The organism is Shewanella sp. 10N.286.52.C2 (genome assembly GCF_002874545.1).
In the GTDB taxonomy this organism is placed as follows: Bacteria; Pseudomonadota; Gammaproteobacteria; order Enterobacterales; family Shewanellaceae; genus Shewanella.
The window spans coordinates 12,772-31,818 of the sequence record NZ_MCTV01000036.1 but is presented as its reverse complement, the minus strand read 5'-3'; the positions used below and the strand labels follow the sequence as shown (position 1 = coordinate 31,818).

Below are 19,047 nucleotides of genomic sequence, written 5' to 3'. Positions count from 1 at the left end.
GAATAATAGTGACATGCAAAAGTAGTTTGCTAAAGCAGCGGTAATTCAGTTGCTTAGACGCTTGATTAGAGATCAACGGCCTGTCACGCCGGGGGCGAGGGTTCGTCTCTTGATAAGAGTAAGTCCGCTCCGCTGACACAAAGACGAAAGCTTTTACAGCAATGTAGAGGTTTTTTTCGTTTTGTAATTTAATTATTTTCAGCTTTATATTGATAAAGAAAAAGAATGTTAGCTGAGTTGTCTGTGCCTTTAGAATATGACTTTTTCGTTGTCGAATTCAATTAAATATCTGCCGCTGAGTAGAACTATATTATTGAAATTATGTTTCTACGAAGTTTTATCATCGTAAGCCAATAGTAGTTACAGTATCTCGATCAGTTTATAAAGCCTATTTCAACCGTTTGCACTGTTTTAAGTAAAGAACAGCACCCTCAACTGTAACCCTCCCTTAAAACAGCATGCCAATATCAGTATCTTATAAAATCATACAAATATTTAAGTGGTTTTTTATCAGTTAAATGATCTAGCTAGCAGATCCGCGGTTTACTGATTTATTAACTTTCTGTGTGGCTATATAATCAAATGTATATATAAGTGTAAAGTCCAATAAGTAGGTTCTTTTTAGCAATGCATACAACTCAAAATATCAAAGCTTATTGGCAAAAAACCTTAGATATAACGGCAAAAGCACTGAGTACTGATGTGTGTGCCTTTTTGTTAGATGCTCAGCAGATGATGCGTTATGTGGCATGTAATGAAGAAATCATCGATAGAGATTTACGCGAATTACAGCAAATTACCACTCCAGTCATCAATAATATTCCTTTATCGGAATTAGCCACTAATCAAGTCATATCAATAACCCATAAACAAAAACAATATAGTATCCATCTGCAACCTCTTGTTGATGATTACGGTAAACAACTGGGCTGCTTTTGTGCGATTTATTCTAAATTGTTATCTAAAGATTTTAACTTAGCTTTAATTAATCTCACTGTTGATAGCCTGGAACACTCTTTATCTAAGCTTCACTCCCAACAGCAACAATATCAATCCATTAACTTACAGAATTTCATTGATGCTTTTAGTGAACATATTTGGGTAAAGGATCTTGACGGTAAGTATATTGTTTGTAATCAGAGTATAGAAAAAGCTTGGAATAAAAAGACGGGTCAAATAGTCGGTAAAATGGACCATGATCTATTTGATGTTGAAACAACAAAGCTTTTTATCGAGACCGATAACAGTGCGATTTTGGCAAGAAAACCGATTGTAGTGTCTGAGTGTGAAGGCACAGATCCAAACAATAACCGTCACTGGTTAGAAACGGTTAAAGCGCCATTAATCGATAATACAAATACTATCCAAGGCGTTATCGGTATTACCCGAAATATTGGTCGGCATAGACAAAATGAAAAACAATTGTTACTGGCCGAAAGTGTGGTTGAGAACACGATTGATGGTGTATTAGTTACCGACAGAGATGGCAATATAACTGAAGTTAATAGTGCATTTTCCAATATTACCGGCTTTGAACGTGAAGAGGCTATAGGTCAAAATCCACGTATTTTAAATTCCGGCAAACATGATGCTGAGTTTTTTGCCAAAATGTGGAATACCTTGCTAGTAAAAGGTAAGTGGCGTGGCGAAATTTGGAATAAAAGAAAAAACGGTAACATATTCCTCCAAGCAGCTACCATTAATGCGGTTTATGGCCAAGATGATACTATTAATTTTTTCGTAGCTGTATTTTCAGATATATCAAAGCAGAAAATTAACGAAGAAAAGCTCGAGAATTTAGCTTATTACGACAACTTAACCCAATTACCTAATCGAATTTTATTACGGTCTAATTTACAAGTTCAAGTTGAGCATGCGGCAACTAAACAATCTCAACTTGCTGTTATCATGTTCGATATTGATTTTTTCAAACATATTAACGACAGTTTAGGTCACGAGGTGGGTGATAAACTATTAGTTGAAGTCGGCCGCAGACTATCTAATATCAGTCATGATCATTGTACTGTTGGCCGCCTAAGCAGTGACGAGTTTGTGCTTGTTTTAAATGATATTACTCAGGGCGATATGGTGGCATCCCGTGTAAATCATATTAAGTCTCTAATAGAGCAGCCATTTAGATTTGATGATAGTTCTTTAATTCGAATTACCGTGAGTATGGGCGTTTCAGTTTTCCCCCATGATTCTGTAAATAGCGAAAACTTATTACAAAATGCCGATACAGCATTACATATAGCAAAACAAAGTGGTCGTAATACAGTAACCTTTTACGATTCAGCTATGACAATGAACTCAGTAGCGCATTTGAAAATCCAAAATGCTTTACACGAAGCCATTCAAGAGCAGCATTTTCATTTAGTTTATCAACCTAAATTATCGTTGAGTAGTGGTCAATTGGTGGGACTAGAGGCGTTGATCCGATGGGAGCATCGGGAGTATGGTTTTATTTCACCAGCTGAGTTTATTCCTATTGCTGAAAAAACCGGTTTAATTCACGAAATTGGTTTAGTAGTACTTCGAATGGCTTGTCTTCAAGGCAAGCAATGGCTTGATAATGGCTATCATTTTGGTCGGATTGCGGTTAACGTTGCCAGTATACAATTTCAGCGCAGTAATTTTATCGACAATGTCGCAATGATTTTGCAAGAAACTGGAATGCCTGCTAGTTGTCTTGAGTTAGAGATGACTGAAAGCTGCATGATGTATGAACCTGAAAAAGTGATCAGTGATTTAAAACGCTTGGGGGACATGGGAATTCAATTATCTGTTGATGATTTTGGAACCGGTTATTCATCGTTAAGTTACCTTAAAAAGTTACCTATTAATGTGCTTAAAATCGATCAGTCTTTTGTCTGCGATATTCCATTTGATAGTCATAATACCGCAATAGCCAAAGCTATTATTGTGTTAGGTCATGCACTTAATCTCGACATCATTGCTGAAGGGGTAGAAACTAAAGAGCAAGCGGCTTTTTTATTGGAAAATGGCTGCGATCAAGCACAAGGTTATTATTTTAGTCGTCCGCAATTAGCATCAACACTCACGCCTCTCTTAACAAACAGTAAATAAAAGTCCTTAAATTTTGTTTATAGGCGATTATTTAAGGACTTTACTGTAATAGAAAAGTCCACTTTTAAACTGATTTATGCGTATATATCTATTGTGTTGCTGATATCATTTTCGGTTGAAGTGTTTGCTATTTCAGTTAACGTTGTTAGAAATACGTCTCCCATATCATCTTTTGATAAGGTTTCAGCCATAGGTTTTAGCTCATCTAACGCTAATTTCAAAGACTCATGCTGCTCTGGGGTTAATGCACTTAACATTGATGAAATATCAGCTTGTTGTTCTTCAGTTAAGGTCGATACTGCTTTTTCTAGTCCTGGTGGAGTGCTTCCAGGTGGCGGTGGACCTTGTGGTCTTTCAGGCTTGCTGCTTGATTGCGTGTTTAGCTGACTTTGTTGTGCCGAGATGTTATTGCTCATTAAGACTTGCATATCAGGCTCCTATTTATTGACCACGTTTTTGTTTATGTTCTGGCGGTGTGTGGTTATTAGGTACAGCAACGAGTTCTTCATCGATTAAAATACAGGTGGCTTCGATTTCATCGCCTTTTGGCGTCGTGAAGCTAACTTGATCTTCAGCGTTTTTATTTTCACAGATTGCATAAGCTTCTTGTGGTGGTTTACGCATTTGACGGTTTTTTTCTTGTGCGATGATATTGGCTGACATCAATGTCAGTAAAGGAATAAGGGCAAGTAAAGAGGCTATTCTTTTCATTTTTAATCCATCCTAGTGATAACGATATGACTTTTTATTAAAGCCTTTGTTTGATTCATCATTAGGTTAGCAATTAAATATGCAGTAATTGTGCAGATTTCATGGAGATTACAGCCAAGTCATTGTTGTTGCTAGTTTGCAGCCTTGTAGGTCGATATACTTAGTTTATGAAAATATCAAAGAAATTATTTTTAGCCTTTGTGGGCTTAACTAGCATAGTGTTACTTGCGACGTTATCGTTAGCAAGGTGGAGCTTTGATCAAGGCTTTCTAAATTATATTAATACCCTAGAACAAGAACGTTTAGCTCGTTTATCAACTGCAGTGGCTGATTTGTATCAGCAGTCAGCTTTTAATTGGAGTAACATTAGCTTAGACCAATATAAGCAATTACTCAGACTTTATTCACCAGGGCCGGCTCCAAGGCATTTGGGGCGAAATGATTCATTGTCGAATAGGCAAGGTATACCACACCCAGATCGAAGACCGCCACACTTATCTGAACATCGAAAACCCGCTAAAGGCTTTGAGCCAGAACACCGGCAACCGCCGCCTCATAAAAGACCCGACAGCAAAAGAAGGGATAGAGAGGTGAAGCCTCAGGTGCGCTTTGGACCTCCTACAGCAATTTACAACTTAGAGAATAAGTTACTTGCCGGCGTGGCTATCGATGACCGTAATAAGGCAACTTATGTTCCTGTTACCTATAAAGGAGAGCTTATTGCTAAGTTATATAGCTCACCAATCGTTAAGGTTAATAGTGAATCTGCAGCTATTTTTTCGCAACAACAGCTTTGGACCACACTCTGGATAGGTTTGGGCTGCTTGTTATTGGCAAGTATTATTTCATGGCTGTTAGCTCGGTTCTTATTAGTGCCAGTGAAAGAGGTGGTTAAAGGTATTTCCTTTCTTTCAAAGGGGAATTACAACGAACGTTTTACTCAGCAACGTCAAGATGAATTAGGTCAATTAATGAATGACATTGACCATTTAGCGATGATTTTAGATAAAAACCGTACTGCAAAAAATAGATGGTTTGCCGATATATCACATGAGCTTCGAACCCCCTTAAGTATTTTGTGTGGTGAAATTGACGCCATTAAAGCGGGAATACGTCAATTTGATCAGCAACAACTTGAATCACTAGAGCAAGAAGTCATGCGCATCAAACATTTAGTTGATGATTTGTATCAGCTGTCTTTATCTGATGTCGGTGGACTTAAATACAATATACAACCGATGGACCTCACCGAGAGCATTTCAGACACCATTGCTTCATTAGGAAATAAGATATCAGCCAAAGGGTTAGGTTATCGCTTTAACTATATTGAGCCGGTATTAATCAATGCTGACAAAATGAGAATTCAGCAACTGATTTCTAATGTTTTATTAAATTCAGTCGCTTATACAGACTCTCCAGGTAATATTGATGTCGATTTAATTCAGCAAAATACCAAGGTGCTGGTATTAATTAATGATACCAAACCTTCGGTGGCAACAGCTGAGTGTGAATTACTGTTTGAGGCACTGCATCGACAAGACAGCTCTCGAGTGCGACGTAGTAATGGCGCAGGCCTAGGGCTAACGATTTGTCGAAATATTGTAGAAGCTCACAAAGGGACAATTACCGCAAGGCGTTCTAATCTTGGCGGTTTATGTATTGAGATTGTATTGCCATTGGCCTAGCTACTTGGCTGTTGTTACAAGTAACGGAGTATTCATAGATCATGAATAATCATTATCAAAATAAACGCGTATTGATTGTAGAGGATGAGCCCAAAATAGCCCAAGTGCTTGTGGATTTTTTAACCCTTGAAGGCTTTGTCACTACGGTTTTACACGATGGGCTTGATGCTGTCGCAAGGATCCAAAATGACGCTATTGATTTTGTCATTTTAGATTTAATGTTACCGCACAAAGATGGCTTGACTATCTGTAAAGAAGTGCGGTCATTTTCAAACGTGCCGATTTTGATGTTAACTGCGCGCGTTGAAGAGATTGATCGTTTAATTGGCTTAGAAATTGGCGCTGATGATTATGTCTGTAAACCTTTTTCAGCAAGGGAAGTGGTAGCAAGGGTTAAAGCAATTATTAGACGAATGGAGCCTAGCGCTCAACTTGCTGAAGATGAAATAGCCTATAAGCATCTAGTGATAAATCTTGAGCGTTTTAAATGCCACGCTGCTAGCGTAGAGGTCGATTTAACCCCCGTTGAGTTTAGGCTTTTGCATACTATGCTTAAAAGACCGGGCGTGGTGCATTCCCGTGATAGTTTAATGCAAGTTTGCTATGTCGATGACCGCGTTGTGAGCTCTCGCACCATTGACAGTCATATCAAAAACTTACGTTCAAAATTATTACTCAATAATAAACAAGCTGATTTACTGCACTCTATTTACGGTGTGGGTTATAAAATTGAGTAGTTTTCCTTTTACCCCTATTAATTGTGCTTATGAGTTTTTTACTATATTTGCTGATGTTTCTCGCGCCTTGGTCTGCTTTTGTTTAGAATAGCTTTAATTTTAGGATCCCCTTAGCCATCGCTATTTGGGACACTTTTAAACTGAGACGGACTGTTTTTCTGTCTAGGAGCTTGAATGCAACTGTTTGTAAAAGATTTAACCGTAATCGACTTTTCTTATTTATGTCCAATTCGGGGTATGGTGGGCGAAAGCTGGATTGTTGATGTATTGCTTGATGGTGGTTTAGATGAGCAAAATATGGTGCTCGATTTTTCTAAAGTCAAAAAGACCATCAAAAGTACCATTGATGATGTAGCAGATCACCGACTATTAATACCTACCGCATGCAGTGACGTTCGTTGGCAGCAGCAGGGCGACAGAGTATGGATGGATTTCACCAGTCAGCAAGGTGATATTCATCTGGCATGCCCATCACAAGCCTTTGCGCTTATACCTACTGAAGTTATCGATTTTGAAAGCGTTAATGCCTTTTTAATTAAAGCATTACGTCAGGCACTGCCTGATAATGTTCAAGGCATTAGCTTAACTTTGCGCACCGAAGTGCTTGAAAGCCCTTATTACCACTACACCCATGGTTTACGAAAGCATGACGGTAACTGCCAGCGTATTGCTCACGGTCACCGTAGCCCTATAACTGTGTTTGAAAACGGCATTGCTGCGCCTAAATGGGATAAATACTGGGCCGATCGCTGGCAAGATATTTACTTGGGCAGTGAAGAAGATGTTGTCTCTGTGCACGCCTTAGCATTATCACCGCAAACCCGTATCTCTGATGACAGCCATTTGGGCTTTCATTATCAAGCCCCACAAGGTGACTTTCAATTGGCAATGCCCAAAGCGAATTGTGACATCATTCCCCACGACACCACCGTTGAGTTGTTAGCACAATTTATTGCTGACACTATGGCTGCTAAATCTCCAGATTCCGTGTTCAAAGTCATTGCCTTTGAAGGTGTGGGTAAAGGCGCCATCGCCGTTAAGTAAACTTAGTATTTTGAGTGTGAGCTGAATTAGCAAGGATTAAGGTTATTTATATGTTTTTGAAGGGATTAAAACTATCTTCATTGGTTATGGTTACGCTGTTTTCTGTTGCCAGTTATGGCAGTATTAATTTACAAGGCAAGTTAGAGCAAGGCGCGTTAGTGCGTGGCACTGTTCCTGCTGGTAGCGCAGTCAAGCTTAATGGCGAAGTGGTAAAAGTGACTCCAAAAGGCCAATTTGCTATTGGTTTTGAGCGCGAAGCAAAAACAGAGCAGCTGCTAGAAGTGACTTATCCTGATGGGTTAACACAACTTAAACCACTGACAATTGCGAGCCGTGAATATAAAATTGATCGCTTAACCGGCATTAGTAAAAAAATCATGCAGCCAGATCCTGTGGCGCAAGCTAGAGCTGCAAAGGACTCAAAGCAAACTCGCGCCGCACGTAATGTGTTCAGTGAGCAAGATGCCTTTATGCAAGCGTTTATCTGGCCGGTAACTGGCAGGATTTCAGGGGTTTATGGTAGTCAGCGAGTTTACAATGGTAAGCCGGGTAACCCGCATTATGGTGTAGATGTTGCCCGTCCTACGGGAACGGTTGTCGTGTCTCCGGCTGATGGGGTTATTACCTTATCAGTGCCAGATATGTTCTATTCAGGTGGCACGTTAATCATTGACCATGGATATGGTATTAACTCGACTTTTTTACATCTGAGTAAGTTATATGCCAAAGAAGGTGATGTGGTCACTCAAGGCCAACCACTAGCTGAAATTGGTGCGACAGGGCGGGTGACTGGACCGCATCTCGATTGGCGTTTGAACTGGTTCCAAAAGCGTCTGGATCCCGTGTCAATTGTGCCGTCAATGGAGAGTGTGCTTGCGGCTGAAAACAAGGCTAAAACCGCAGAAAAGCAATAAGCCAATATTACGACAAATAACCCTTCTTAAACAGGGCTGGTACTTAAAGCCGTTATGTTAATAACGGCTTTTTTATGCCGTTTTAATTTAGCTCGCTCGCAATAATGGCTTCGATCCCTAATGGATGCACTTTGACGCAAATGCCCTCGGCTTTAAAGGCAATTGTGGGATTGGCTAAGCGTTCATTATCCCCTTTAGGCGAGCTTTGCTTAACTTTAATGGCTGTTTCACCAGCGATGATAGGGGCGAGTGTCGGTACTTTTTCAACTAACTCGGTAACTAATTGCTCGCAGGTTTGTGCAGTAGAAGGCATGACTAGCTCAACATGTTCCCAGCCTTCAACGGGATAGCTTTTATCTGATGGGTAGGGCAGCTCAACACAAGTAACGTTTTTATCTGCCAGTGTCAGTGGCTGGGTCAGTTTAATGATCAATATCGGTCGGCCGTTAATCATATTATTCGAAATCACTTCACCGTGCTCACTGAATTGCTCTGTGAGTAATTTTGCTTTATCTGCGTCATTGACTCTTAAAGCGCAGTGATCACATTCAAGAGACAGTTTATCTAAACCAAGTTGGCTAATGAAGGCCTCAATGCGTGCGCTAAATTCTGGCCAAGTTTCTATTAAATAAGGGTAATTCATCGGTAGTATCCGTTTGTATAGGCTGGAGTATTAGTCGCACTCAACCGCTATCACAATATTGTTAATATTATTAAGCTGTGAAGGTTAAGGCCAAATTTCGATTGGGGTGCCTTCTTCGATGACTCGCCACAACTCATCCATTTCTTTATTAGTCACCGCAATACAGCCGTTAGTCCAATTGTATTGCTGAGCTTGTTCAGGGGGTAATTCTGAGTTGGGGTTTTGACCGTGGATCATAATCATGCCGCCAGGACTAACACCTAGGGCATTGGCACGTAATTTATCTTCTTCATTAGGGTAAGAAATATGAATTGATTTATAAAATGCACTGTCTGACTTTTTATAGTCTAAAACATAGCGGCCTTGGGGAGTGCGTTGATCGCCTTCTTTAAATTTATGGCCTTGTGGGGCATCGCCCATGGCAATTTGATAGGTTTTTAATACCTTGCCTTGCTGGTAGATAGACATTTTAGCTTCTGACTTGTTCACAACAACTAAATCAACTTTTGCTTGAGTTAATTTATCAACAGACGCAAGAACCGTACTAGACTGTAAAATGACGATAAAAATAAGGGATTTAACCAAGCGCATGCAGACTCCAAAAAAGCAGGATTTTCTAATTTGTTTTATGTTAATAATGTTAACATGAGTATCAGTTCAAAATATGCTTCGCATAAAAATGATTAGAGCAGATATCGTTAGTGATAATACCTTACTTTTTCCTTAGGGCGGTATTAAATTTAAGTGGATTGTAGAGTAACCCATGACGTTAGAAGATAAACACGATAACCATTATAAAAAGCAAATCCGAACCATTATATTTGGTACCGATACCCCTTTGGGTAAAGGCTTTGATATAACACTGATTATTTGTATTTTACTCAGTGTAACGCTGATTGTCTTAGACACGATAGATAGCGTTCATGCTCAGTATGGCCAAGCGATTTATTACGCTGAATGGGGGTTTACTTGGTTATTTACCTTTGAGTATTTGCTGAGAATATACGGCTCACTTAATCGCTGGTCCTATATGCGTAGCTTTTATGGCATTGTGGATTTAATGTCAATTCTGCCAAGCTTTTTAGCGCTGATTATCCCAGGAGCCAATATTTCATTGGCCTTTAGAGTATTACGGTTATTCAGAATTTTCAGAGTGTTAAAGTTATTACGCTATTTAAGTGAAGGCAATATTTTACTTAAGGCGATGATCCACGCTAGACGCAAAGTCTTCATCTTCTTCTTTTCAGTGAGTCTGATTATTATGGCGCTGAGTGTGGTGATGTATGTGGTTGAGGGGCCAAGTAACGGGTTTACTTCGATCCCTAAGTCCATGTATTGGACTATCGTTACCATAACCACGGTTGGATATGGTGATATCACTCCGCAAACCAATTTAGGCCAAGCCATTGCATCGCTGACCATGTTGATAGGTTATTCTATTATTGCGATACCAACGGGAATATTAACTGCTGAAATTTCCCATGAAATGGGCGCAGAAAGAGAACTGAATAAAGATTTAAGAAAATGCAGTAACTGCGGCGCTCGTGGTCATCAATTACATGCATTGTTTTGCCATCACTGTGGCAGTGAGTTAGAAATCAGCAACCTTGAAGGGGAGTCATGACCGAAGCTAAATTTGTTCAAGGGCCAATATTTCGTCATATATTGGTTATGAGCTCCACCGCCGCAGTGGGAATTTCTGCGCTGTTTGTGGTGGATTTATTAGATATCTTTTTCCTCAGTTTGCTCGGTGAGTTGGAATTAGCTGCCGCCGTGGGTTATGCCGGGGCGATTTCTTTTTTTACGACTTCAATTGGGATTGGTTTATCCATTGCGCTTGGGGCGCTTGTCTCCCGTGCTGTTGGCGCTAAAAATATGGTGCTAGCTAAAAGAATGTTGCTTAACAGCGCGTTGATCTCTCTGCTAACCAGTATTTTTGTTGCGATTGTGGTGTTTATATTTATTCCCGAGTTACTGGCTCTCATTGGCGCAACGGGGAAAACTGCGGTGTTGGCGCAAAGTTATCTGCAAATTTTGGTGCCTTCTTTACCTTTTATTTGTTTAGCTATGGCGTTAGGTGGCGCTTTAAGAGCCATTGGCGATGCGAAATTGTCCATGTTGTCTACCTTAGCGGGTGGCGGTGTAAATCTGGTACTAGATCCGATATTCATTTTTGCCTTAGGGATGGGCATTGAAGGCGCAGCAATTGCCTCAGTTATTGCCCGAATTGCGGTATTTGTGGTCTCTGCCAGAGGGGTCATTGTGAAGCATAAGATGTTAGGTCAGTTTAACCGTCAGCATTTTGTTGAAGATATTAGCATTGTTTATTCCATTGCTCTGCCTGCGATGATTACCAATGTGGCGACACCAATTGGTAACGCGGTGGTCACTAAAGCGGTTGCTGATTTTGGTGACAGTTATGTTGCTGGTTGGGCGGTGCTTGGTAGGTTAATCCCCGTAAGCTTTGGGATGATTTTTGCTTTAAGCGGCGCAGTAGGGCCTATTATCGGGCAAAACTATGGCGCGCAAGAATTTGAACGAGTAAAAGAAAGCTTAACGAAGGCGATTCAATTTTGTTTTGTTTACGTGTTAGTGGTGTCGTTATTGCTGTTTTTATCCAGAAATGTGATTGTGTCAGCCTTTGATATGAAAGGTGACGCGGCAGATATTATTTTGTTTTTCTGTAAATACATTGCAATATTTTTCGTGTTTTCAGGGGTGTTATTTGTCGCTAATGCCGCATTTAATAATCTTGGTAAACCCAAATACTCAACTTTTTTTAATGTAGGTAAAGCGACCTTAGGCACCATTCCTTTTGTTTATTTTGGCGCGCAAATGGGCGGCGTATACGGCGTATTAATTGGTCAAGCGATTGGGTCTATTTTATTTGGTGTTGGCGGAGTGTGGTTGGGTTATCGTTTGGTTGATAAGCTTCAAGCGGCTTCACAAGGGCCTCAGCAGCTAATTAAGCCACAGACCATTGATGATGAGATTGAATTAGAAATGAGCCCGACCAGCTCACCGCAGTCGTCATCATATATTCAGTTAGCGCAATTAAACGAAGAGCCATTGTGTGAAGAGATTGTCCGTGATGGGGATTTAGATAACCCGCGAACGCCGAAAAGCTAGTGCATCACAGATTGACTCAAGTCGCTGTCTGAATGCTGCCTTGCAAAACTCAATGGGCAACAAGATGTAAAAAGCCCTCAACATAGTATGTTGAGGGCTTTTTTAATAATCTTTTTATAAAGGTCTTTTTATAAAAACCTTTGTGGCGATTAAGCTTGGGTATTTTCCTTGGCTTCAAGCACTTCAGCTGCAGAGTTGTTGTCTGCTGCTAACAATTGTTGCTCTTCTTCTAAAGCAATTCGCGCTCGCTCAGCTTTTGAAATATAGCCAACCTTTGGATTTTTTTGCGGATTATCCGGCGTAATTTTATTTTTTTTGGCTTTAGCCCGCTTGGCGGTCTTTTTTATCATTAGCTGTTTTCTGTTCATGATACTTGGTAACTCTTTTAAAAAGTGCCAGCAGGGCACGATTTGGAAAATAAAATTAGCTAGTGGTGCGCTAAGCTAAATGTCTTGAATAGCGCTAAGTTTAGCGCAATCTACTATGGGTATACAGTATAACTGCGTTATTTATTGATCTTGTGCTAATTAGCCAGTTTGAATGTTAATGGAATTAACATTTAGGCACCAAAGGTTAATACTTACGGCTAAATTTCTGAATGTCGGCTGCAGTTGCACCATCATTGCATTCGCCTCGAATCTCACCTCTGCCTTCACTGACATTGCGATGAAGTACAATATAGCCTTCTTTACAGTAGCCATTCATATCGAGGGTTTTCTCTAGACCTAAATCCACCTGAGCACTCCATAGCGCCAAAAAGTCGGCTCGACGCTCCTGTTCTCTTGCATAACTGCGGGCATCTTGCTTACGGCGATCAACACGCTGCTGATGTGGCAGTGGATCTTCTATACCGCGGTCTGTTGCATTAGCGACCTTAGCTTTATAAGTAAATAGTTTGATGCCTTCCCCTTTTATTGATGAGCTAAAGGTATCTCTATATTTACCTGCGAATAATTCGGGATCGGGTGCTTGGGTTGCACATGCACTGAGGAGTAATGTACTGGTAAGCGTAAATAAAAACTTGAACACTAAATTAATCCTTTTGGATTTTATCTGTAAAAAATAGCTGTCAGATATTGGCGATGGATGATTGGGGGCTTGAGGCTGCTTGTTATCAAGGGCGTAAAACAAATGTACTGGCTTAAATCAATTCAAGCCAGCAGTTATCTCAATAAAAGCGCTTAAGCGTATTGTTTCGATAAATAAGCAATAATGTCCTTAGACTCATACATCCACTGAGTTTGACCATCTTGTTGTATTTTTAAACATGGCACTTTTAAGTGACCACCTTCATTAACCAGTTGCTGTTTATGAACGTCTTGTTTGGCATCAACTGTAGCAATATTAAGGCCTTGGCGGCGAATTGAACGGCGCACCTTAACGCAAAAAGGACAAGCGGCATATTGATAAAGGGCTAACGATTTTGTTTGTTCATCAATTTTAGCTTGTTCAATGATAGGTCGCTGACGCTTTTTAGGAGGGAAAACAAAGTTAAGTAATAAGATGATACGGCCAAGGATCCAACGAATGACAAACATACTGCTTCCTTAAATATTCAGTTTTAATAATTGATATTGTTATTTTATGTAATGGATTAAACAGCTTTTGCGATAATCCATTTTTACCGCAATCCATTTTGCCACAGTTTACGTGATGTTTATCACAGAGAACAGCACTGTATCTATTACAGTGCTGTTCTAAAATGTTAGTGACGCTCTGTTTTGAATCGAATTTTACTTAGTTAGCATCCAGACTTAAGGTCGCTAAGGCCGCATTTTTGTCGGTATTGACTCTGCTTTCTAAAATAAACACTCGACTTGGGTCGATTTGAGCCTGCTCTACCAAAAAGGTTTTAACCGCGTTAGCACGTTGCTGAGCTAATTCGCCGAGTTCGTCTTCTGAGATATCTTGCTGATTAAGAGTAAAGTTATATAAAGCGATGTGCCAGCGGGTTTGAAGCTCGACACTGTCAATTTGTGGGTGCTCTTCACTAATGGCTTGTTTAATTAACTGCGGATCTAGTTGTAAATCTGATTGATATAAAGCTATTAATGCGTCAGTTAATGGCCCTTGCTGAGGGTATTGGCTAGCAGATAAATCCGCCGGTAATTCCTCTGCGGGTATTTGTGCTAATTGCGCCAGCTTTTGATGTAACTGCTGTACTTGCAAGGCTTGTTGGTCGTTAACTAAATCAACGTCACCTCTAACATTAAGCTTCAGTAGCGGTCTATCGTTAAGGGCCTTTGCCAGTGATGTTAATGTGCTTTGCTGCTTATCAGTAATATCAAATTGACCATAATCAAATGCAATTTTATCCATCTCGTCATCATCACCGCCAACTAAACCTGCCAACAGTGAAAACGGCGCTGTGATGGCTTTGGTAATGACGTTAGTGATAGCGGTCATCACAATGCCGCCAATGCTGAAACTTGGCGAGTCTAAATCACCATCAACATCAACCCCGAGGTCTATCACACCATGTCGGTCTTGTAATAGGGCAATGGCTAAGGTGATAGGCAAAGAAGTGGCGAGGGAGCTATCTGTGGGTTTACCCAGTTGTAATTGATCAATAACCAAGTGATTACTGCCCACTAATTGATTATTTTCCAGCTGATAATTAAGCGCTAGCGACAATTGGCCCTTGTCGATGTAATAGCCCGCGTAAGTACCAGAATAGGGGTTAACTGAAGTGAGCTCCACCTTATTAAAGGCTAAGTTTAAATCAAGGTATGGGTTAGCTAATAGCGGGTTTACATCGCCTTTTAACGTCACAGGGGCATATTTATCGATTTTACCGGCTAAATCAACTGAAGCTCTAGTGTCTGGATTGGAAGATAATTGGGTGATCTCACCATTAAGTTGCTCAATTCCTGAGGCAAAGTTTGGTGTTAATGAATTATCGGCAAAGAAGGCGGAGCTATCTTTAAAAGCAACTCTATTAATCGATAAGTTAAATGCTGCTTCAGTGGTATCTGAGGTGGCGACTTGGGCGTTGATTTGCGCTTTTGCCTCATTGTTTGAAGATAATGCGGCCTCTGCAGGTGCTGTTGCAGGTGCTGCTTCGGTGACGATCGTACTATCAGCGGGCTGAACTTGGCTAACGACTAAATCGGCAATGTTAGTGCTTCTATCTTCAGCAATGATCAAACGGCTAAATAGGGTATCAAACAAGATTTCATCAATGGACAGGGATTTAGCGTGTTGATCAAACTTAAGCTCACTAACAGTCATCGCTTGCCAGTTTAGCAGTGGCTGTTTAAGCAAATTATCTTTTATCTTTAAATCAATGATTGAAGCTTGGCCTTGATAGATTAATTTATCCTTAGTATCGGCACTGATATGACCTTTGGTACTGAAAAAACCGGATTCAAGGGTGATGTTCATAAATGGCGATATATAGGGCTGTAACTTAGCTAAGCTGGCATTTTGATAATCAAGTTCGGCTTCTAAATTGATATTTTTAGCATCAAATTGGCCGCTAGAATCAATGCGGCTTTGATTATTGATATCAACGCCCATCTGGTAGCTTAGGGGTAATGATAGATCAGATTTAAATTGCTCTGTTGACAGTGATAAGCCACTAAACAGCCAATAATTTTCAAGCTCAGTGGCAACACTTTCAGTGACTTCAATTTTATAGTCACTTAGGTTCAGTTTATTTAACGTGACTAGCCATTGTGGTTCACTTTCAGTATTTGAGTTTGGCTCAATGACGTCAGTGTTAGCGTTTTTAGGTGCATTAATCGTTGAATTAGCTGCAGGCTCTGAGGTGCCTAAAATGTGCTCAAGCTGTTCAAGTTTTGGTGAGAATAAATTCACGAAATTGATATTCTCTGGCGCTGCAGTAAGCCAGAAGTCAGCATTGTTTGTTTGCAGCTCATTGATATCAATGCTGCGCTTGGCCGTTGATACGGTTATCCCATTAAGAGCAAGTAAACCAATACTGGCTACGTTTCTGTTAGCATCTTTGGCGGTTAAATTTTTTAGGGCAAAATCAGTGTTTGTTAGTGAAACTTCTATTGGGGTGTCAGGGCTTTTTTGCGTGATTAAAAAGGTGCTATTGAGCTTGATATCAGCTGATGTCAGGCTAGCCTCAAATAAGCTATCGACCAAACGCCAATAAGGCGTTACTGACAGTGAATTGACATCCAATTGGCCATTAACTATCAGTGGGCTAAGTTGCACTTGGCCATTGAGGGTAATTTTACCGGTTTGATTATCATCAAGCTTCAATGAAAATTGATTGGCGTTAGTGCTGCTATCTAATAGCGCCGTGGTGCTAAATTGCTTTAGTAATATTGATATCTCGTTATAGCTTAAAGCTGAATCGGTAATGGCATCGGTAATCTTAATATTTGCATTGGCAAAAGTGAAATTGTTGATGTTGAAGGAGATAGGGTCACTGTCATTGGGCTCTGGTTTAACTTCTTCATCAATCGAATTGTTGGCTAAGGTGGTGACAATATCTGAAAAATTATATTGGTAAGCACTATTAGAACCGTTAGCGCTTGACGCAAATCTTGCTAAGGCGACATCAGTACCATCAATAGTCAGGTAGTCTAGTGATACATCTAAGTTAAAAAGAGACTTCCACACCATAATATCGGTGGCAATATGGTTAATGTGCATGAAGGTGTTAGCTGTGTCATCTTCTGCGATATTGATGTTATCGACACTCAATTCAAAGCTGAAAGGGTTAATCTTGATGGCTTCAATGCTGACATCTCTACCGAGTAAAGCTGATAGGCTTTTAGGCAGTTGTTTTGTTGCGATAAAAGGGATTAATAATCCTAATATCATGACAAAAATCAGATACAACATCGCAGTGTAAATGACGATTTTTTGGTAACGAGGGCGCTGTTTGAATGCTAATGTTAACGCTTTTAAAGATGACTTCATAAACATCGAGCCTATTGCTGAATAATGGCTATAGTTGAATTTAGACATTTTAACCAAATTAAGGTTCAGTTACTCGTCGGTTTTAAAACTTTTTTACAATTTATCTTCATTTGCTTTTTAAATAGACAATTGCGAGGTTACAAATTAAGCTTATGTATTAATGAATAATTTCTTCATTTAGATTTTTGGGCTGCTGTGGTATCAAATTACCTGTCTTGGTTAGCTATATAGATTAATCAATGCTTTATCTCGTGGTGTAATAGCCAAGGGTCATTTCTTACTCAGATGTAGCAACTGTATGGTTTGATTCTCTTAAAAAAAGGATGCAAGGATGCAAATTAGACTCGCTTCTGAACTTGATCTCAATGTTCTAGTCACATTATTTGATGATTATAGGCAAAGTTTAGGCTTTAATGCTGAACCGCAAAAATGTCGCCACTTTGTTACCTCCCGTTTAGCTGAAAATGATTCGATGATATTCGTGGCGTTAGAAGATGAACAAGCATTAGGCTTTGTTCAGTTATACCCATCCTATTCTTCTTTATTATTAAAATCGGTTTGGTATTTTGATGATGTGTTCGTTGCTGAAGAGTTTCGAGGCAAGGGGATCGCGACTGCTCTGCTCGATAAAGCTAAAACGTTAGCACTAGGCACAGAGGTCCTTTTTGTAAAACGAACTCAGGTCAATAAAAATGAGCTAAGCTCAAGCTTGACGAATATGACTGAAGTTGAGGGAATGTACCTTTACCACAGTGAACCTTAGTTATAAATTTTATTATTGAGTCAGCCCCTAGTATAACCTTTGGAAATTGATAAAATGCCAAAGGTTTTTTTATGTCCGAGGATTTTAGATTGAACAAGAGTTTAATAGTCAATGTCATCGCCGCTGCATTAGTTGTTGCGGGGCATTTTTTAGCTTTACCAGTGGTTTTTACTATTGGTTTATTTGCCTTGTCAGGCGCAGTGACAAACTGGCTGGCAGTGCATATGTTATTTGAAAAAGTACCAGGCTTATATGGCTCAGGTGTGATCCCATCTCGCTTTGAAGAGTTTAAAGGTGGCATTAAGCATCTGATGATGGAGCAGTTTTTTACTCAAGAAAATATTGATAGATTACTGACGGAAAATAATGCTTCAGCAATAGACTTAACACCCGTTATTGAAAAGGTGGATTTAGAGCCATCATTTGATGCGTTAATCACTACAGTAGAGCAATCATCATTTGGTGGAATGCTAGCAATGTTTGGCGGTACAGAAGCTTTAATACCGTTAAAAGAGCCTTTTATCGAAAAAATGAAGCTATCGCTGACTGACCTTGCTCAAAGTGAAGCGTTTAATCAAATCCTTATAAACGAGTTAGAACAGCCCAACGTGATGGCGGACTTACAAGCGAAAGTCGCAAATATTGTTGAGCAACGTTTAAATGAATTAACCCCAGAAATGGTTAAAGATATTATTCAAGAAATGATCCGTAAACATTTAGGCTGGCTGGTTGTTTGGGGCGGCGTATTTGGCGGTATCATTGGTGCTGTAGCGGCGTTAGTACAAGCGTAAGTTTTCTTGCTTTGCTCGATTAATAATCGACAATAGTCCTAATCTCCACTACTTTTAAGCGAGTGAGTTTAAATTGAAGGAGTGCCAATGTCCCAGCATCATAAGATTAACTATATCGAATTACCGGTTAAAGACTTGATCAAGACAAAGGCATTCTTTACCGAAGCATTTGGTTGGCAATTTAAAGATTACGGCCCTGAATACAGCTGCTTTTTAGATGTAGGTATTGAAGGCGGCTTTTATGTTGCTGATGAAAACTTCAAGGTGAGCCGTGGTAGCCCACTTATCGTGTTATACAGCCAATGTTTAGAAACTAGCCAGCGGAACATTATTGCTGCTGGTGGCAGTATTGTTAAAGCGATATTTAACTTTCCTGGCGGAAAACGATTTCATTTTGACGATGTTAACGGCAATGAATATGCCGTTTGGTCAGAATAATGATCGCCTCCAGTGGCCCGAATGGCCCACGTAATCCTTGTATGGCAAATTGCTGCTTAGATGAAGCTGATATTTGTCTTGGTTGCCACCGAAGCTATGATGAAATTCTTGCTTGGCATACTATGAATGATGCTGAAAAATTGGCTTTAGTTGATAGTTTAAAAATTAGGGCAGAGCAAAGAAAGCCCTATTAATCGAGCGATTAA

At 39.9% G+C, this 19,047-nt stretch carries 19 protein-coding genes; 11 read left to right on the top strand and 8 right to left on the bottom strand.

All coding sequences use genetic code 11. The features are described 5' to 3' along the window. Nucleotides 1–627 precede the first annotated feature (627 nt). Nucleotides 628–3,087 carry an EAL domain-containing protein gene (locus tag BCU94_RS13080; RefSeq protein ID WP_102476613.1) on the top strand — a complete coding sequence of 820 codons (2,460 nt, stop codon included), beginning with the start codon at nt 628–630 and terminating at the stop codon, nt 3,085–3,087. Nucleotides 3,088–3,161: 74 nt separating this feature from the next. Here BCU94_RS13080 and BCU94_RS13075 read toward each other — a convergent pair whose 3' ends face one another. Both BCU94_RS13075 and BCU94_RS13070 read right to left on the bottom strand, forming a co-directional pair. Then, nucleotides 3,162–3,515 carry a hypothetical protein gene (locus BCU94_RS13075; protein WP_102476612.1) on the bottom strand — a complete coding sequence of 118 codons (354 nt, stop codon included), beginning with the start codon at nt 3,513–3,515 and terminating at the stop codon, nt 3,162–3,164. 13 nt (nt 3,516–3,528) lie between these two features. Beyond that, a complete protein-coding gene (locus BCU94_RS13070; protein WP_102436803.1) occupies nt 3,529–3,798 on the bottom strand; it encodes a hypothetical protein in 270 nt (89 codons plus the stop codon). 167 nt (nt 3,799–3,965) lie between these two features. On the opposite strand from BCU94_RS13070, the gene BCU94_RS13065 reads away from it, so the two are divergent. From BCU94_RS13065 to BCU94_RS13050, 4 genes are all read left to right on the top strand, one after another. Continuing rightward, nucleotides 3,966–5,483, top strand: coding sequence for an ATP-binding protein (locus BCU94_RS13065; RefSeq protein WP_102476611.1), 1,518 nt, complete (start codon nt 3,966–3,968; stop codon nt 5,481–5,483). 41 nt (nt 5,484–5,524) lie between these two features. Further along, nucleotides 5,525–6,220, top strand: a complete 696-nt coding sequence (locus BCU94_RS13060; RefSeq protein ID WP_102436807.1) for a response regulator — start codon at nt 5,525–5,527, stop codon at nt 6,218–6,220. A 174-nt stretch (nt 6,221–6,394) separates the two neighbouring features. Continuing rightward, complete coding sequence (locus tag BCU94_RS13055) at nt 6,395–7,264, top strand: 6-carboxytetrahydropterin synthase (RefSeq protein WP_102436809.1); 870 nt, start codon at nt 6,395–6,397, stop codon at nt 7,262–7,264. A gap of 50 nt (nt 7,265–7,314) precedes the next feature. After that, entirely contained in the window at nt 7,315–8,178 is an 864-nt protein-coding gene (locus BCU94_RS13050; RefSeq protein WP_102436811.1) for a M23 family metallopeptidase, read from the top strand. 82 nt (nt 8,179–8,260) lie between these two features. Here the strand turns inward: BCU94_RS13050 and BCU94_RS13045 are convergent, their stop codons facing one another. Beyond that, nucleotides 8,261–8,821, bottom strand: coding sequence for a VOC family protein (locus tag BCU94_RS13045; RefSeq protein ID WP_102476610.1), 561 nt, complete (start codon nt 8,819–8,821; stop codon nt 8,261–8,263). Nucleotides 8,822–8,905: 84 nt separating this feature from the next. Beyond that, nucleotides 8,906–9,412 carry a L,D-transpeptidase family protein gene (locus tag BCU94_RS13040; RefSeq protein WP_102436814.1) on the bottom strand — a complete coding sequence of 169 codons (507 nt, stop codon included), beginning with the start codon at nt 9,410–9,412 and terminating at the stop codon, nt 8,906–8,908. Nucleotides 9,413–9,584: 172 nt separating this feature from the next. Here BCU94_RS13040 and BCU94_RS13035 point away from each other — a divergent pair, with 172 nt between their 5' ends. Both BCU94_RS13035 and BCU94_RS13030 read left to right on the top strand, forming a co-directional pair. After that, complete coding sequence (locus BCU94_RS13035) at nt 9,585–10,445, top strand: ion transporter (RefSeq protein WP_102436816.1); 861 nt, start codon at nt 9,585–9,587, stop codon at nt 10,443–10,445. After that, a complete protein-coding gene (locus BCU94_RS13030) occupies nt 10,442–11,950 on the top strand; it encodes an MATE family efflux transporter (RefSeq protein WP_102436818.1) in 1,509 nt (502 codons plus the stop codon). Before BCU94_RS13035 ends, BCU94_RS13030 begins: the two co-directional genes overlap by 4 nt. 149 nt (nt 11,951–12,099) lie before the next feature. On the opposite strand, the gene BCU94_RS13025 is transcribed toward BCU94_RS13030, so the two are convergent. From BCU94_RS13025 to BCU94_RS13010, 4 genes are all read right to left on the bottom strand, one after another. Continuing rightward, the gene (locus BCU94_RS13025) at nt 12,100–12,318 is read right to left on the bottom strand and encodes a DUF2986 domain-containing protein (protein WP_102436820.1); all 219 of its coding nucleotides are present in this window, start codon (nt 12,316–12,318) and stop codon (nt 12,100–12,102) included. Nucleotides 12,319–12,523: 205 nt separating this feature from the next. After that, complete coding sequence (locus tag BCU94_RS13020; RefSeq protein ID WP_102436822.1) at nt 12,524–12,979, bottom strand: hypothetical protein; 456 nt, start codon at nt 12,977–12,979, stop codon at nt 12,524–12,526. A 152-nt stretch (nt 12,980–13,131) separates the two neighbouring features. Beyond that, the gene (locus BCU94_RS13015) at nt 13,132–13,488 is read right to left on the bottom strand and encodes a glutathione S-transferase N-terminal domain-containing protein (RefSeq protein WP_102436824.1); all 357 of its coding nucleotides are present in this window, start codon (nt 13,486–13,488) and stop codon (nt 13,132–13,134) included. A 199-nt stretch (nt 13,489–13,687) separates the two neighbouring features. Next, nucleotides 13,688–16,849 (bottom strand): DUF748 domain-containing protein, encoded by a 3,162-nt coding sequence (locus tag BCU94_RS13010; protein ID WP_198590885.1) that lies wholly within the window; start codon nt 16,847–16,849, stop codon nt 13,688–13,690. Between the two features lie 331 nt (nt 16,850–17,180). On the opposite strand from BCU94_RS13010, the gene BCU94_RS13005 reads away from it, so the two are divergent. The 4 genes from BCU94_RS13005 (at nt 17,181) to BCU94_RS12990 (ending at nt 19,035) form a co-directional block, all read left to right on the top strand. After that, a complete protein-coding gene (locus tag BCU94_RS13005) occupies nt 17,181–17,612 on the top strand; it encodes a GNAT family N-acetyltransferase (RefSeq protein ID WP_102436828.1) in 432 nt (143 codons plus the stop codon). Between the two features lie 89 nt (nt 17,613–17,701). Further along, nucleotides 17,702–18,403, top strand: coding sequence for a DUF445 family protein (locus BCU94_RS13000; RefSeq protein ID WP_102436830.1), 702 nt, complete (start codon nt 17,702–17,704; stop codon nt 18,401–18,403). A gap of 87 nt (nt 18,404–18,490) precedes the next feature. Then, on the top strand, nt 18,491–18,841 hold the full coding sequence (locus BCU94_RS12995; RefSeq protein WP_102436832.1) for a VOC family protein: 351 nt from the start codon (nt 18,491–18,493) through the stop codon (nt 18,839–18,841). Further along, the gene (locus BCU94_RS12990; RefSeq protein ID WP_102436834.1) at nt 18,841–19,035 is read left to right on the top strand and encodes a DUF1289 domain-containing protein; all 195 of its coding nucleotides are present in this window, start codon (nt 18,841–18,843) and stop codon (nt 19,033–19,035) included. The genes BCU94_RS12995 and BCU94_RS12990 overlap by 1 nt, the downstream gene beginning before the upstream one ends. The last annotated feature ends 12 nt before the right edge of the window (nt 19,036–19,047 follow it).

Bases quoted from the DNA above. Each gene is read 5' to 3' on its own strand.
- BCU94_RS13080 (WP_102476613.1), top strand. From the start codon at position 628: ATGCATACAACTCAAAATATCAAAGCTTATTGGCAAAAAACCTTAGAT.
- BCU94_RS13075 (WP_102476612.1), bottom strand. From the start codon at position 3,515: ATGCAAGTCTTAATGAGCAATAACATCTCGGCACAACAAAGTCAGCTA.
- BCU94_RS13070 (WP_102436803.1), bottom strand. From the start codon at position 3,798: ATGAAAAGAATAGCCTCTTTACTTGCCCTTATTCCTTTACTGACATTG.
- BCU94_RS13065 (WP_102476611.1), top strand. From the start codon at position 3,966: ATGAAAATATCAAAGAAATTATTTTTAGCCTTTGTGGGCTTAACTAGC.
- BCU94_RS13060 (WP_102436807.1), top strand. From the start codon at position 5,525: ATGAATAATCATTATCAAAATAAACGCGTATTGATTGTAGAGGATGAG.
- BCU94_RS13055 (WP_102436809.1), top strand. From the start codon at position 6,395: ATGCAACTGTTTGTAAAAGATTTAACCGTAATCGACTTTTCTTATTTA.
- BCU94_RS13050 (WP_102436811.1), top strand. From the start codon at position 7,315: ATGTTTTTGAAGGGATTAAAACTATCTTCATTGGTTATGGTTACGCTG.
- BCU94_RS13045 (WP_102476610.1), bottom strand. From the start codon at position 8,821: ATGAATTACCCTTATTTAATAGAAACTTGGCCAGAATTTAGCGCACGC.
- BCU94_RS13040 (WP_102436814.1), bottom strand. From the start codon at position 9,412: ATGCGCTTGGTTAAATCCCTTATTTTTATCGTCATTTTACAGTCTAGT.
- BCU94_RS13035 (WP_102436816.1), top strand. From the start codon at position 9,585: ATGACGTTAGAAGATAAACACGATAACCATTATAAAAAGCAAATCCGA.
- BCU94_RS13030 (WP_102436818.1), top strand. From the start codon at position 10,442: ATGACCGAAGCTAAATTTGTTCAAGGGCCAATATTTCGTCATATATTG.
- BCU94_RS13025 (WP_102436820.1), bottom strand. From the start codon at position 12,318: ATGAACAGAAAACAGCTAATGATAAAAAAGACCGCCAAGCGGGCTAAA.
- BCU94_RS13015 (WP_102436824.1), bottom strand. From the start codon at position 13,488: ATGTTTGTCATTCGTTGGATCCTTGGCCGTATCATCTTATTACTTAAC.
- BCU94_RS13010 (WP_198590885.1), bottom strand. From the start codon at position 16,849: ATGAAGTCATCTTTAAAAGCGTTAACATTAGCATTCAAACAGCGCCCT.
- BCU94_RS13005 (WP_102436828.1), top strand. From the start codon at position 17,181: ATGCAAATTAGACTCGCTTCTGAACTTGATCTCAATGTTCTAGTCACA.
- BCU94_RS12995 (WP_102436832.1), top strand. From the start codon at position 18,491: ATGTCCCAGCATCATAAGATTAACTATATCGAATTACCGGTTAAAGAC.
- BCU94_RS12990 (WP_102436834.1), top strand. From the start codon at position 18,841: ATGATCGCCTCCAGTGGCCCGAATGGCCCACGTAATCCTTGTATGGCA.